The organism is Streptomyces sp. MCA2 (assembly GCF_023544705.1).
Classification (GTDB): Bacteria; Actinomycetota; Actinomycetes; order Streptomycetales; family Streptomycetaceae; genus Streptomyces; species Streptomyces decoyicus.
The window spans coordinates 1-14,210 of sequence record NZ_JAMJFM010000034.1; the positions used below are offsets into that span (position 1 = coordinate 1).

The window sequence follows — 14,210 nt, forward strand, 5'->3', positions numbered from 1 at the left end:
GCACCGCGCCAGCTCGCCGTACTTCATGCCGCTGGAGTAGAGCGCCCCCTGGTGATTGCGACCCATGAACTTGATGCCTTGAGTACGCCGCTCCACATGGGTCAACCGGAGGATCTGGGTGCCCAACTCGGTCGAGAGCTCCAGGAGGTCGCCGGGCTGGAGATCCTCGGCGAGGACATCGATTGTCATGGCGGGGAGGGTACGACGTGATCGCGGGATGGATCAGCGAAGGGCGACTCTGAGGCGCCTGAGCAAACCGGTCACAGTGGGATGATCTTGTTATGGCTGGTGTGATCACGGCTTCGGAGCCGTCCTGGATAGCCCCGTTCACCGGGCTGGGCCCGCGGCAGTTCGGGAAGCTGGTGACTGTGCTGCGGCGCGAGGGTGCGGACGCGGTCCGCAAGGGCCGGCCGTGGAGCCTGCCGTTGGAGGACCGGGCGCTGATGGTCGCGGCCTACTGGCGCACGAACCTGACCATGCGCCAACTGGCCCCACTGTTCGGGGTTTCCAAGTCGGCGGCGGACCGAATCATCGATCACCTCGGGCCGATGCTCGCCCTCCAGCCCCGCAAGCAGTATGCCAAGGACACCGCGCTGATCGTCGACGGCACCTGGCGCCACCCACGATCACGCTGTCGCCGAGCAGTCGAAAAACTACCGGTACTCCACCAATCACCAGGTCGTCATAGACGCTGACACCCGCCTTGTCGTGGTGGTCGGCCGGCCCTTGCCCGGCAATCGAAACGACTGCAAGGCGTGGGAAGAGTCCGGCGCGAAAGCTGCCGTCGGCACGACAACGAAGATCGCCGACGGTGGCTACCCGGGCACCGGACTCGTGATGCCCCACCGGCACCGCCAGGGCGAGGAGCTTCCCGACTGGAAGCAGGCTCACAACAAGTCCCACAATCAGGTCCGCGCCCGCGTCGAGCACGTCTTCGCCCGAATGAAGACCTGGAAGATCCGCGGCTGAGGCCGGCCTCGGGACTGGTGGGCTCGCATGTTGAGGTGTCGCGTATTCCTTGTTGAGGCCGTGCCTGGTGTCACCGTGTGTGGTCGCCGGAGGCGTATCGGCTCCAGGTTCCATCGGCTTCAGTGACCAGGCGGGGGGCTGTCTTGTCGTGGTAACCGAGTACCTTCGCGATGACGGGGCCGGGGCCTGGAGGACGAGTTGGCGGATCGCGGAGTTCTGCCGCGCTGTGGCGGGACGCCGATCTCCCGCAAGTGGGCTTGGAGACTGCCCGGATCCCTGGGGGCGGAATCGGCGATTGTGCTCCCCTGCCGTCCCCATCGCGGTCATTGACGTTCCGTCGTTGCTGGAGGCGCTGGCCGAACGCGCGGCTGCCCGCGCGGAGCGGCACCTTCACCTCGATGCTCCTGGCCCGCTCCTGCCACATCTCCGTCCCCTCCCTGGAGCGGAACGCCCCCCCGGCGTCGACGCGGTCGCCCGGCAAGTCGCCCAGCCCGACCCCGCCGCCCGACGGAAGCTGACGCCTCAAGATCATTATTGCCGGGCGTGTCTGTGCCCGTCACAGCGTCATCCACCGGACGGGTGCCGGGCTCGACGCGCCGCGAGTCGCACTGACACAGATCGTCAACTGATTGATTCTCACGGGTCTGGTCGCTGTCCCGGTCCTGCGTAGGGTTTCAAGAAGACGGCAGTGCGGCATTTGCGCACTCGATCTGCTGCAGCGCCGAGTGTTCAGGCGCACCCACGAGAGAAGGAAACACACCCCTTATGCGCGCCCTTGTGGTCGATCACAGTGAGGCCGGACCCGTCCGGTTCGCCGATGTCGATGAGCCCGTACCGTCCGCCGGTGAGACGTTGGTGGAGATACGGCACATCGGTCTCAACTTCGGAGAGCTGAATTACGTGGACCAGTGGCCGGCCGGCGCTGTGCACGGTCACGACGCGGCCGGCGTCGTGGTGCGCGCCGCATCCGACGGCTCGGGGCCGCCCGAAGGTACGCGCGTCGCAGTGGGAATGGCTCCCCACGCGTGGGCGGAGCGGGTGGCAGTCAGCCCCGCCTCGCTCGGCACCGTCCCCGAGGGCGTGGACCTGGCCGACGCCGCCGCGCTGGGGATCGCCGGAGTCACCCCATTCCGGGTGCTGCGCAAGCGTTCCCTGCTGGCGCGCAACGTTCTGATCACCGGCGCCAGCGGGGGCGTGGGGCACTTCGCCGTCCAGCTGGCGGCGCTGGCGGGCGCCCGGGTGACGGCACTCGTCGGTTCGCCGGAGCGGGCCGTCGGACTCCGTGAACTCGGCGCCGACAAGGTCCTGACCGACTTGGCCGAGACCGGGGACCGGTTCGACCTCGTCCTGGACACGGTCGGCGGACCACTGGTGGCCCAGGCCTGGAGTTCCCTCGCCGAGGGCGGCACCATCCACCTGGTCGGTTACTCCTCGGGGCAGGAAACCACGTTCCCGTCAGGGACCTTGTTCGGCTTCGGCGAACCCCGCAGCATCGCCACCTACGGCGACATGACGCCGACCGGCGGGGAGTTGACGGACCTGCTGGGCCTCATGGCCGCCGGGAGGCTCTCGGCACCGGTCGGACTGCGAGGCGACTGGCAGGACGTGGACGACGCTGTCCAGGCGCTGTTCGCGCGGAAGGTGCACGGAAAGGCCGTTCTTGACGTGGCCTGACGCTGTGGACGAGGACACATGCGCCTCGCCTGCCGGTGGGCGGTTCGCCGTGGTGGACGAGAATGGACCCATGGATGTGCTGGCGGAGGTCTTGCGTGTTTCGGGTGCGCGTGGGGCGCTCGGGATCATGCTGAAGGCCGGAGGAACCTGGGGCCTGCGGCTGGACTCCTCTCCAGGAGCGGCACTGCACGTGGTGTCCCGCGGCACCCTGTGGCTCCACGTCCCAGGCGAGGATCCTCTTCAGGTGCAGGCCGGAGACGCCATCCTGGTGTCGCCGGGCACCGCACACGGGATAGCCGGCGGCGCCGGCGTGACGATGGGTTCCTGCGACCGTGAGGCGGCGGCCCGGTCTTTTGGCGATGGCCGAGCCCTGCGTCTGGGCTCGGCGCCGGTAGAGACGGAAGTGATCGTGCTGCACTACGAGCAGGACCCGGAGGTGCGCACACCGGTGCTTACCTCCCTCGCTCGGCCGATGCACGTCACAGCCCGGGAGAACGCGCAGCTCAGAAGGACCGTCGAACTTCTCGCTGCGGAGCTCGCACAGCCGCAGATCGGCACCACCGCCGCCGTCAACAGCATCATCGACCTTCTGCTCGTCCAGTTCGTACGCGCCTGGTTGGCCCGCCACCCGCAGGAGCAGTCCGGCTCATGGCTGGGAGCGATGCGTGATCCGGTCGTGCGCGACGCTCTGGCATGTGTCCACGCCCAACCGGAACACCCCTGGACCACGGAGACCCTGGCCGCTGCGACGAGCGTCTCCCGGGCGACGCTGTCCAGGCGCTTCCGGTCCGCCCTCGGACAGACGCCGGGCGCGTACGTGACGCAGTGGCGCATCGACCTGGCGTCCGTCCGGCTCCGCGATACCGATGAGCCGGTCGAGTCGATCTCCGGCGCGGTCGGATACGGCTCTCCGCACGCTTTCAGCCGTGCCTTCAGACGTGCCCGAGGCACGGCCCCTGGCGAGTACCGTTCTCGACTTCGCAAGTGATCCGGCCTCGGGACTGGTGTGCTCGCATGTTGAGGTGTCGCGTATTCCTCGTTGAGGCCGTGCCTGGTGTCACCGTGTGTGGTCGCCGGAGGCGTATCGGCTCCAGGTTCCTCCGGCTTCAGTGACCAGGCGGGGGGCTGTCTTGTCGTGGTAACCGAGGGCCTTCGCGATGACGGGGCCGGGGCCTGGAGGACGAGTTGTCGGATCGCGGAGGTCCTGCCGCGCTGTGGCGGGACGCCGATCTCCCGCAGGTGGGCTTGGAGGCTGACCGGGTTCGTCGGCTGTCCGGGCCGGCGGCCGGGGAAGAGTCACTGTGGGCTTCTGCTGCTGGCGTAGGGCAGGTGCCGGCGGGACTGCCGGCGGGACTGGATGTAGGCCCGCATGAGGTCAGCGACGGGCTCCGGCAGTGGGGACGGCGGATCTGCCAGCCGGACGGCGACGGTGGCGCCGTCGTCGAGGACGTCGTCGACGTGAGGCGGACGATGCAGGTGACGGGTTGCGCGTAGAGGAGAACGAGGGCGGCGGCGACCCGGGCCCGCAGGGGCTGAGAATCGTCGTTGAGGGCCCGTCGGAGAATGGCGAGTCGGCGATGCAGGTGCAGCGGCGTCTGGTCCTGGTTGATGACCTGGGTGGCAGGGTGAGGCGGGACATCCGGCTCGTCTTGATGCACCAGCGCAGGAATGTCTGGGCCGGGCGCCGGGTGGCCGGCTTCTCCGTGTGTCAGGCGTCGAGGTCGGCCTGTTGGCAGTGTTCGATGTTGTGGCCTCGGTCGGCAAGCCAGGTGAGGAAGGCGTCGGCCTGGGTGATTTCCTGTTTCGTCTGGCTGGTCTGGGAGTGTCCCAGCGGTCCCTTCTCCGCCATGCTCCGCAGGCGCCGCATATGGTGCCAGGTGGCGAAGTGCTGAAGACGACGACGACGGTGTTCGGGGTCCTCGATGGTGGCGAGCCGTTCGGTCAGCCAACGCTGATAGAGCATGAGCTGCCGGTCGACGTGTGGCAGGACGCCGCTGTCCATCAGCAGATCACGCAGGTGGACGACAGTTCGCCAGGGTGTTTCCTGGTGCAGCCCGTCGTGGGTGAGCGGGACGGTGCCAGTGGCCAGGTCCCGCAGGAGACGGACCACGTTGGGGTTGCGGAGCCAGATCAGGCGGCTCTTGGGCCGGCCATCTCCAGCAGGGCAGTGACCAGCGGTTGCAGTGAAGGAGCGACACGGCCGGTGCCGTCGTCGAGGAGTCGGCCGAGGATGTCAGCGAGGGTGCAGCGTTCGCATAGGCGCCTGCCGAGCAAGAGCCCTTCGAAGCCGCAGCGGTCGCAGAAGAAGTCGCGGACGATGCCCGCGCAGTCGCGGCAGACCGGTGCACCAGCATCGCTTCTTCCCGGCAACAGTCGGTCAGTTCGGCAGCCGGGGCAGCAACCGCGGACGCGCCTCGCGCGTTCGTGCAGGTCCGGCAGATCGGACCGTCTGACCACTCGGCGGATTTCGCCGCCCGCCGGCCACAGCGTGCGCAGGTCCGGACATGCCACCGCTCGTATTCCTCCGGCGTCACTGCTCATCCCTCGGGTGTCAGGCGGACCCGTGCGGGCCGCCGGGCGGCCAGATTGATCGGCGCCTCCTCGCCGGCGACGCGTCGGGCTGGCAGGTTCTGGGCTGAGGTGGCGATCAGGTCGGCGGGCGTGCAGTCGAGGATGTCGCAGAGGGTGGCCAGCACCGGCAGGGACAGCCGTTCGGGAGTGCCGGAGACCAAGCGGTGGACCTGGGAGGAGGACAGTGTGATGCCGCGTTCGGTCAGGTGCGGCATCGGTTCGGCGACGGTGAACATGCCACGGGCGGCCATCAGTTCGCGCAGGCGCCACCGGTAGCTGATCTGGCGTGGCATCAGGAGGTCCTTCCCGGCCCCAGAGCGGCCTCGATGGTGGCGTCCAGGACGCGACACAGTGAGCGGGTGCGGAAATCAGAGGAGACGCAGGTGTAGATCGCGGTGGTAGAAGCGTGGTCATGGCCGACCTGCTGCTGGACGAACAGCGGGTCGTGGCCGTCCTCGACCAGGTGGGTGATGTAGGACTGCGCAACGAGTGGAACTCCAGCGCGGGGGCCAGACCGACGGCGTCCCGGTAGGCGGCGAAGCGGGAGTCCAACCGCTGGACCCCGATCCGCGGGCCTCGCTCGGACGGCCAGAGAGCCCGACTGGTTGCCGACAGGCGGGGGTCGACTGTCCCGGCGCCTGAGCGCGGGGGGCCGTCAGGCAAGGATGGCAAGACCGCGTTCGCCACAGATCCGGCGTGCGCCGAGGTCCGTGGGGCCGTGAGGGCCGGCCGGAGCGCTCGGTGGCGTTCCGGCCGGCCCTGGGGGTTTCAGGCCGTCGGGCGCTTGGCGCGGGCGGTGAGGCGTTCCCAGTTGCGGTGGCCGATGTCGGCCTTCTGCTCGTCGGTGAAGGGCGAGTTCTCCAGGAAGGAGCGGGCTTCACCTCATCGAGGTGATGCAGCATCACCCGTTCGACCGTCCGGGTCCAGATGAGCCGGCATCTCAAGGGCTTGCCAGCCACCAGATTCGCAGTCTGCCCCCGGGACTGTAAATCGTTCGGTGTAACTCCCGATCATGGAGGATGCACCGATGACCAGTGAGAACGTGGCCGAAGCCGAGATCAGCGAGGCAGTAGAGCCTCAGTCGGCGAGGGCGGTGGACGACCGGCTGATCGACGAGTTGGTGTCCCGGGCCCAGGCCGAGGGACTGCAGCTGACCGGCGAGAACGGACTGCTCCAGCAGCTGACGAAGCGGCTGCTGGAGTCCGCCCTGGAGGGCGAGATCACCGACCATCTCGGCTATGACAAGCACGATCCGGCAGGGAAGAACGGCGGCAACTCGCGCAACGGCACCCGCGCGAAGACCGTACTGACGGACGTCGGTCCGGTGGAGATAACCGTGCCGCGTGACCGCGACGGCTCGTTCGAGCCGAAGATCGTCAAGAAGCGGCAGAAGCGTCTGACCGGGGTGGACGAGATGGTCATCTCGCTGTCCGCGAAGGGCCTGACCACCGGCGAGGTCCAGGCCCACCTGGCCGAGGTCTACGGCGCCGATGTCTCGCGCCAGACGATCTCCACGATCACCGACAAGGTCCTCGATGGTATGGCCGAATGGCAGAACCGGCCCCTCGACCCGGTCTATCCGGTCGTGTTCATCGACGCGATCCACGTGAAGATCCGCGATGGTGCCGTCGCCAACCGGCCGATCTACGTGGCCCTGGCCGTCACCGTCGAGGGCCGGCGCGAGATCCTCGGCTTGTGGGCCGGCGACGGCGGCGAGGGCGCCAAGCACTGGATGCACATCCTCACCGAGATCAAGAACCGCGGCGTGAACGACGTTCTGATGCTGGTCTGCGACGGGCTGAAAGGCCTGCCCGACGCGGTCGAGACCGTCTGGCCGAAGACGATCGTGCAGACCTGCGTCGTCCACCTGCTGCGGAACTCCTTCCGCTATGCAGCCCGCCAGGACTGGGACAAGATCGCGCGTGTCCTCGGGCCGGTCTACACCGCCGCGACCGAGGAGGCCGCGCTCGAACGGTTCGCCGAGTTCGCCGACACGTGGGGCCGGAAGTATCCGGCGATCGTCCGGCTCTGGGAGAACGCGTGGGAGGAATTCACCCCGTTCCTGCGGTTCGACACCGAGATCCGCCGCATCGTCTGCACGACCAACGCGATCGAGTCGGTGAACGCCAGGATCCGGCGGGCGGTCAAGGCCCGAGGCCACTTCCCGAACGAGACCGCCGCCCTGAAATGCGTCTACATGGCGATCAAGTCCCTGGACCCCACCGGCAGGGGACAAACCCGCTGGACCCTGCGCTGGAAGACCGCTCTGAACGCCTTCGACATCACCTTCGACGGCCGGCTTTCCGCAGCCCGTCAGTAACCCCAACCACCCTCGATACACCGTTCGATTGACAGACCCCCCCTCGCCCACGAAGCCAACCGCTGGCTCGCCATCGCCGACGCGCCCATCCGACTGACCGTTCAAACCGGTCTTCGCGTCCCCGAGTTGACCAGCTTGAACTGCGACGATATCGCCCTCGGCGACGATGCCGCCGTCCAATGCGAGGGGAAGGGGCGCAAACAACGCGCCGTCCCGCTCGACCGCCCCGTCCAGGACCTGATGCGTTCGTGGCTTAACGAGCGCGCCGACAGAGGCGGCGACCCGCTGTTCTGCACCCGCACCGGACGTCGCCTGACCCGAGACGCTGTCGCGCAGCGCCTGAGCACCCACGTGTCGGCGGCGGTGAAAGTCTGTCCGTCCCTGCTGGAGAAGCGTGTCCATCCGCACGTCTTGCGGCACAGTTGCGCAATGTCGTTGCTGCAGGCCGGAGTTGACACGACAGTGATCGCGCTCTGGCTCGGTCACGCCGGCGTTCGGTCCACCGACGCCTATGTCCACGCCGACACGACCATCAAGGAACAGGCCCTCGCCCGCACCACACCGGTCACTGTCCGGCCAGGCCGATACCAACCCGCCGACAAGGTCCTCGCGTTCCTCGACCGTCTCTGACGCCGCACCGCCTCAACTATGCCGAGCAACACGGCCTTCAGGCCAGTTGTCCCAAGGCGGCGAGCACACCACTCGGCATAGTCGCGGGCTCGACATAGGTCCACGATGATCAAATCTGAGCCACTGCTGCTGTGGATCAACTTCACCGCCAAGCTGCTGGTCTTCTGCGCCTCTTGGACGGCCACCCAGCAAGCTGCATCCATGAGCACAGCTGCATCCGATGTCCACTCCTACGAGCCGATCCATCGCAACGACCGCGACTGGTGGACATCCGCGACAACCTCATCGCCCGCATCGCCGAGGCCGAACGCGAAGGCTGGGCCGGCGAAGCCGAAGGGCTCAAGGTCAGCCTCGCCGCGGCAACACCAAACTCGACCAGCTTGACAACCTCATCGCCCGCCGCATCGCCGCCGTTGACCTCGGCATGCCGTCCTTCCCCGACGTCGCGGGCCGCCACGCCACCACCGCCCACCACCTTCGCCAGGCAGGTTCCTCATGACCCCCAACGACCAGGTCGCGTCCAGAAGGTGGTGTAAAAGGCGACGAGCGTAGGTTTCGTACTGAACCGCCAAGTTCGTACGGAAGGGCCCCTCCAGCGGTCAGGTCACCGCGGCGTTCGCAGCGGGCGCGAAGTTCTACGGCGTCGGTGTGGATATCTGCCCCGCCCGCAGCCTCCTGCTCAGTGCGATGCGAGCCGCTGCCGCATCAACCAGAGCGTCCTCGGCTCGTACTGATCAGTTACCTCCTGCCACCTCATGTCCCGGGGGCTACGCCGGGAGTTTTTGGCCCCTGGCGGTGATGCCGATGTACCGGATGTCGGTGAAGTTCGGGTCGTCGAGGAGTGCCAGGCATGCGTCGAGGTCATTCTGGGCGAGGTGCCCGTCGCGGACGAGATGCCTTCCGGCCTGCTGGAGATTGATGCGCCAGAGGTCATCCAGGGCTCCGCCCGTGCCCACGAGGCGGAGCTGGGATTCTGCGGTGACGTTGCCGAATCCGAGTGTGGCCAGGATGCCGGGGATTTTGCTGCCCCATTGCATGTCTGCGCCCCGTGCCTGTGCGGCGTGGCGGGCGGCCGCGGCGTAGTGGTTCATGGCCGTGTAGGGGCTGGAGCCCACGGGGAGGGTGTAGACGTCTTCCACGAGCAGCCAGCCGCCGGGGGCGAGCCACTCGAGGGCGCGCGCGAGGATCTCGTCCCGGGCTGGGAGGTGGCAGAGAACGGCCCGTGCGTGGATCAGGTCGAAGGAGGACGGGGCGAACGTGTGCGTGGAGATGTCGACTTCCTGGCCCTCGACGTTGGGTGAACGGTGTGGATCCAGGTTCCGGGTGTCGATGTCGGCGGCGATGACATGGCCCTGTGGGCACCTCTCGCCGAGCCAGTGGGCGATCGATCCTGCACCGGCGCCGATCTCGAGGCATCGCCACGTCTCGAGCAGGGGAAGCGACTCCAGGGCGTGGATCGTTGCGGGGTCCTTGGTCTGCTCCAAGAGCAGCAGCCGGTCCCGCTCGGTGAGCTCGTCCATGCTGAACGGGCCCGTGCTGTACGCATCGGTCCTTAATTGCGCGTTCATGAGTGTGTCGGCGTCCTCGTCCTCAGCGGTGTGCCGGCGGGCTGGGCCCCGACGGCCGGTGCCTCGCCCGGCGGCACGAGGGCACGCCGCGATCGCGGGGACCTGACGGTTCGGTACTGCCAGCGCCGTCACGATACTTCATGACCCCTGCCCGGTGCATCAACGGCCCGGCGCGGAACGGCCGCACTCGTGCACGCGGTGAATCCATAAGGCAGTGCGACGCCAGGGCTTGTCGGCAGGGCCGGGGAGGACAGCGGCTGTTGTGACGGAGTATCAACGGCCGTACGGGCGCTCCCTGTCTGGCCTCACCTCGCACCGGGTACCGATGACAGTCTGACGCAGGTCATCGGTGTTACCAGCCCAGTTCAAGTGGGGTTGAACCGGCGTGATCGTTCGCGGGCTGTGGACGGATGGGTCACCAAGCGGGGGCTGACATCAGGACGGTCCATGCCCCCTCAGGCCCTTTCTCCTTGTGGGCGGTGAGTGTTGACTGCGGACACACAGCGCTCTACCAGGGGTGTCGACCAGACGTTGGCTACTTTACGGAGCCAGTCGAGTTCGGAATCCCCATCGCTCCCGCCTTGGCGGGCTAGGTCGAGTGTGTGCTGTGCATGTGGCAGGCATGCCTGGTGTGCCGCCAACGCCACCTTGAGCCAGCACGCTGTCACCACGGCCTCGGATTGGTCACGGGGGACCTCCTCTTCGGCCATCACTGCCAGTATGCGGTCGATGTCGACCGGGCTGGCCCAGCCGCGCATGATCAGTAGTCCGTCACGGATCTCGACGAGTCGGCGGTGCAGCCGCAACTGACTGCCGTGCGGCAGGAGCGCGTCGACGAGTCGAGAGCGGGGAGGATAGAGCGCAATATGCGGTAGGGCGGTGCACAAGGCCTTCCACATGGGATAAAGCGTATTGGCCTTGCGCCATGAAGCAAAGCCTTGAATTATAGGTGTGAAAGCTGCTATCGAGCAGCCCAGGGCGACGCCTACGGTGTGGACCGATGATATGTATGTGCCGTACTCAATGAGCTTGGTCGAGTAGGTGAATACGGCTACTACTCGGCTACCGAGAAAGGCCATGAATGCACTGGTGGCGATCGCCAGAAGGGTTACCGGTATTCGTACAAGCCGCGAGCGGACCGTCCACAGGATTATGGCAAGCAGGGCCGACGTAATGCCGGTGACGATCAGCATGTACGTCAGGTAGGTTGCCCAGTAAATGCTGTGTACTGTGAATGTTCCGGGAACGGGGAGGAATCGGTCCCTCGTGGGAATTCGTTGGATCGTGACGATCGAGAACATTACGATCATGATCCCGAGCGTCATTCCGCAGGAGATTAAATGGGACCGTCTGAACGGGGTGCGGGGCGATCTGCCTGCCAGGTAGGCTCGTGCGGCGAATGTCAAGATGGTAGTCGCAACTCCGACCGCCATGAGGCTCGACACCAGATTTGCGATATGCGGAAGATCAGTGAGGTGCTGGACTGCTCGTTTTGCTGGTTGCTGCAGCATTGTCATGCCTAGGGCCAGCATGAGCAGCGCAAACCATAGCGGACGTTGTTCCTTCGACCGCAACGCAGAAACGCGGACGATAACAACCACCCAGCATAAGTAGAGCAATACCAAGCGGATAAGCTCAGGCATCCTTGTATCCCAATGCAGTCTTAGTTCATATAACGTCGGCCGTTAATGATCACGCGGGGGAAGTGCGCTGGGGAGTTCCACACGGGAACCCAGCTCGCAGAGAGAATGATTGCCCATGTCTCCTACCTGCGAATCCCCAGGGCGGCTTCGAGTTCGCCGCACACTCCGGTCGACAGCGGGCGAACGAGTTTCTTCGCGGTGGCGTGGATCAGACTAGCCATGAGCTCGGCTTCCTGCTCTTGCTCAGTGGTGTAGTTGGTGCGCGCTAGGAGTCGACCGACCATATCTGGGCTGAGGTTGGGGAAGAGCGTGCTGAGTGCACTGCGGGTTTCCTGGTCGGTGATGCAGTGATTCCACAGGATATGGCCGATCTCGTGGAGAATGATGTGTTCCTGGTGGAACTTGGTGGTCTTCTTCTCGACGTAGATGTCATCGCTGACGTCGGTGGAGACCCACAGGCCGCATGCGTTGGTCGCGTCGCTGATCGGCACGGTGTGAATCCGGATTGGTCGGCCTCGATGCGCGGATAACTCGCAGACAAGTGCATCCACGGAGAACGGTCTGGGCAGTTCGAGTGTGTTGACTAACGCCTGGCACCGCTTGCGGGTCTGCCGTGCGGTCATAGCGTCACCTTGCTCCCCAATTGGACACCTGTAGAAAACGTCTACTCGATGCATGCTTCAGAACCAGCCTTCTGTCGGTCTGTTCTTTGGGGCGAGTACCGGAATCTGCTCCCTCCCTCCGCACCTGATATGGCATTCCGGAAACGTGGCGCGACGTCTCGCGACGCTGGAAGAAACCCGGCCCTGTCCAAGCTCCCAGGACCGCCAGCGCCGTAGGGCCCAGAGGGTCAACTGTCTCGCACAGATATCTACGCACCGCTGGAACGACTCTTCACTTCGTTTTCAGTCAGCGGTGCGCCGTGCAGGGTATCGCGAGCCTGGGCTGCGGCGTCGATGATCCCGCTCAGAAGCTGCGAGAGCTGATCGGCAGCGGTGTGATGGGGGGTCGGGTGAGACGTTCGCAGGGTGAGCCCCTGAAACTTTTGCCGATGCAGCCCCTTGAGCGCCTCCAACTCATTATTGATCTGCTGGAATACATGCTCGTCAAGGAAATAGGCGCAGCGCTGGATGCCGAGACTGTGAGCGACCTTCACCAAAGTCTCGATAGTGAGGTTCGCCCCCTCGGCGGACTCCGCCGAGGCCAGTGTGCGCTTGGAGACCCCGGACAACTCGGCGAGTTTGGCCAGGCTGAAAGGGCCCTCCGGGTGGTGCTGACGGACGTGCCGCAGCCGCACAGCGATCGCGGCCTTCGCCGCATGGGCCTGGTGGTCGAGGAACGACTGTGATGCTTCCCCGGCGGACGGCTGGTTAGCGTGCATCATCCTCCTCTTCGTCTTGCAGTATGTTGCAACACATACGCAGCTTGTTGCAACAGTGGTCTGTCCCGTCTATGGTCTTCACCCATGGGGGTGAACCTCAAGAGGGAGTATCGGGAAATGGCGATAGACCTCAGGACTGCTGAGGTTGACCTCGGGATGGCGTCGGAGGCTGACGGCTCATGATCTTCGCGGTGCGACTCGTTCGTGAGATACCCACAGGGTGGCGGGCTGACGCCGAAGCGTGTCAACGGCCCCGTCGGTGTTGATTGTCACGGCGACTTATCCCACTGCCCGGGCAGTGGCTGGACGAAGGCCACATACCCAGTGCCCCTGGTCGGTTCGGCACTACGAACGACACCGGTCTCAAGATGAGGACAGCGTGACAGGCCAGCGCCTCACGCCTTCGGCGAGAGATAGTCAGTTGACTGCCCGGGAGACCAGTTCACCTGCGGCGCGATGGCAAGTAGGACCGCGCGAGGGTGGCGATGGCTCCTGTTGCCTCCCTACATGAACCTGGACCGTACATGGCGGGCCACGAGGTAGGGGTGGTTGCGGCGAAGGAGGGGAGAAGTGATGGACCTGTACCTCGCTTCTTCAGCCGACTCCCTGGGACGCACGGATTGAAAGGGGAAGGGGGGAAGGGCTCGCAAGGGCGTCGCACCCCGGACTATTCATGGAATTAGCAGATGGGATTAAAGATCGGCGACTTGCCGTTGCAGCTGCTGCTGTCACCGTCTTCCTATGGCTTCAGCTTTCGTGGCGATACGCAGCGCTGCACGGACGGCTGCCCCCACAACTGCAACGACTGCCGAGCTTGGGCCGAATTCGGCGCCCAGAACGCCGTCGGTGCCACGCTCATGATCGCCGACGGCGGTCATCAAGGCAAAGGTTGACCATTCCGCACTACCGCCGCCAGGGCGAGAACGAACTGCCCGCTTGGACGGAGGAGCAGAACACCCTGCACCGCATGGTTGCGTCCGCATCGAGTACACCTGCGCGGATGTAGAGGGAAGACCCTCCGCGACTGCCGCCTCGAAGACAACGGCGTCCACCACGCCATGCTCGGCATCGCCCACCCGCACAATCTCACCCTCGATAGGCGGGAACTTCGCCTGTTGGATGGCTGCATCGAACTCGACTCGTAGATCATTTACGAGACAGCTCTCAGCCGATGTCTCGATCGCTGCGACAAAGTCCTGAGTTGGCATCCAGCGGCGGCGCTTACCACACGTGGTCCACTCTCGGAGGACACTGATGAGCACTGAAACTGCCATTACGCAGACACCCGCCGGGTGCCGAGCGGGCCGGGTGCCCGGACATGGCCAAGGGGGCCAGGCTCCGGAGGGGCCGGGACTCCCGCTGTCCGAGGTGCAGGAGGTCCCGATCGGCCTGCTTCGCCAGGCCGACTCGCCCCGCAGGGAAGGTATCGACAGTCGGCATGTGTGTCTGCTCGC

General features: G+C 65.8%; 12 protein-coding genes and 2 pseudogenes. 7 read left to right on the forward strand and 7 right to left on the reverse strand.

What is annotated here, in order from left to right; genetic code table 11:
* Positions 1 to 189: hypothetical protein (locus M8I34_RS25615; protein WP_250052868.1), on the reverse strand; the 189-nt coding region annotated here is incomplete at its 3' end.
* 92 nt (positions 190 to 281) lie between these two features.
* Between M8I34_RS25615 and M8I34_RS25620 the strand changes: the two are divergent.
* The 3 genes and pseudogenes from M8I34_RS25620 to M8I34_RS25630 all read left to right on the forward strand — a co-directional run.
* Positions 282 to 960: pseudogene (locus M8I34_RS25620) on the forward strand (transposase family protein); the annotation flags it as partial.
* A 774-nt stretch (positions 961 to 1,734) separates the two neighbouring features.
* Positions 1,735 to 2,643, forward strand: a complete 909-nt coding sequence (locus M8I34_RS25625; protein ID WP_250052869.1) for a zinc-binding dehydrogenase — start codon at positions 1,735 to 1,737, stop codon at positions 2,641 to 2,643.
* Positions 2,644 to 2,713: 70 nt separating this feature from the next.
* Positions 2,714 to 3,631 (forward strand): AraC family transcriptional regulator, encoded by a 918-nt coding sequence (locus tag M8I34_RS25630; protein WP_250052871.1) that lies wholly within the window; start codon positions 2,714 to 2,716, stop codon positions 3,629 to 3,631.
* 720 nt (positions 3,632 to 4,351) lie between these two features.
* Here the strand turns inward: M8I34_RS25630 and M8I34_RS25635 are convergent.
* Together M8I34_RS25635 and M8I34_RS25640 are read right to left on the reverse strand one after the other, a co-directional pair.
* Positions 4,352 to 4,753, reverse strand: coding sequence for a hypothetical protein (locus M8I34_RS25635; RefSeq protein ID WP_250052873.1), 402 nt, complete (start codon positions 4,751 to 4,753; stop codon positions 4,352 to 4,354).
* Positions 4,754 to 5,180: 427 nt separating this feature from the next.
* On the reverse strand, positions 5,181 to 5,507 hold the full coding sequence (locus tag M8I34_RS25640) for a helix-turn-helix transcriptional regulator (RefSeq protein WP_250052874.1): 327 nt from the start codon (positions 5,505 to 5,507) through the stop codon (positions 5,181 to 5,183).
* Between the two features lie 719 nt (positions 5,508 to 6,226).
* Between M8I34_RS25640 and M8I34_RS25645 the strand changes: the two genes are divergently transcribed.
* The 3 genes and pseudogenes from M8I34_RS25645 to M8I34_RS25655 form a co-directional block, all read left to right on the forward strand.
* A complete protein-coding gene (locus M8I34_RS25645; protein ID WP_374210987.1) occupies positions 6,227 to 7,534 on the forward strand; it encodes an IS256 family transposase in 1,308 nt (435 codons plus the stop codon).
* 93 nt (positions 7,535 to 7,627) lie between these two features.
* Entirely contained in the window at positions 7,628 to 8,164 is a 537-nt protein-coding gene (locus M8I34_RS25650) for a tyrosine-type recombinase/integrase (RefSeq protein ID WP_284050808.1), read from the forward strand.
* Positions 8,165 to 8,287: 123 nt separating this feature from the next.
* Positions 8,288 to 8,548, forward strand: a pseudogene (locus tag M8I34_RS25655) (hypothetical protein); the annotation flags it as partial.
* 383 nt (positions 8,549 to 8,931) lie between these two features.
* Here the strand turns inward: M8I34_RS25655 and M8I34_RS25660 are convergent.
* From M8I34_RS25660 to M8I34_RS25675, 4 genes are all read right to left on the reverse strand, one after another.
* Positions 8,932 to 9,732 carry a trans-aconitate 2-methyltransferase gene (locus M8I34_RS25660; RefSeq protein WP_109893298.1) on the reverse strand — a complete coding sequence of 267 codons (801 nt, stop codon included), beginning with the start codon at positions 9,730 to 9,732 and terminating at the stop codon, positions 8,932 to 8,934.
* Positions 9,733 to 10,187: 455 nt separating this feature from the next.
* Positions 10,188 to 11,375 carry an MAB_1171c family putative transporter gene (locus tag M8I34_RS25665; RefSeq protein ID WP_250052886.1) on the reverse strand — a complete coding sequence of 396 codons (1,188 nt, stop codon included), beginning with the start codon at positions 11,373 to 11,375 and terminating at the stop codon, positions 10,188 to 10,190.
* Between the two features lie 122 nt (positions 11,376 to 11,497).
* Positions 11,498 to 11,998 carry a hypothetical protein gene (locus tag M8I34_RS25670; RefSeq protein WP_250052888.1) on the reverse strand — a complete coding sequence of 167 codons (501 nt, stop codon included), beginning with the start codon at positions 11,996 to 11,998 and terminating at the stop codon, positions 11,498 to 11,500.
* Positions 11,999 to 12,246: 248 nt separating this feature from the next.
* Entirely contained in the window at positions 12,247 to 12,756 is a 510-nt protein-coding gene (locus M8I34_RS25675; protein WP_250052890.1) for a helix-turn-helix domain-containing protein, read from the reverse strand.
* 686 nt (positions 12,757 to 13,442) lie between these two features.
* On the opposite strand from M8I34_RS25675, the gene M8I34_RS25680 reads away from it, so the two are divergent.
* Positions 13,443 to 13,649, forward strand: a complete 207-nt coding sequence (locus M8I34_RS25680; protein ID WP_250052892.1) for a hypothetical protein — start codon at positions 13,443 to 13,445, stop codon at positions 13,647 to 13,649.
* The last annotated feature ends 561 nt before the right edge of the window (positions 13,650 to 14,210 follow it).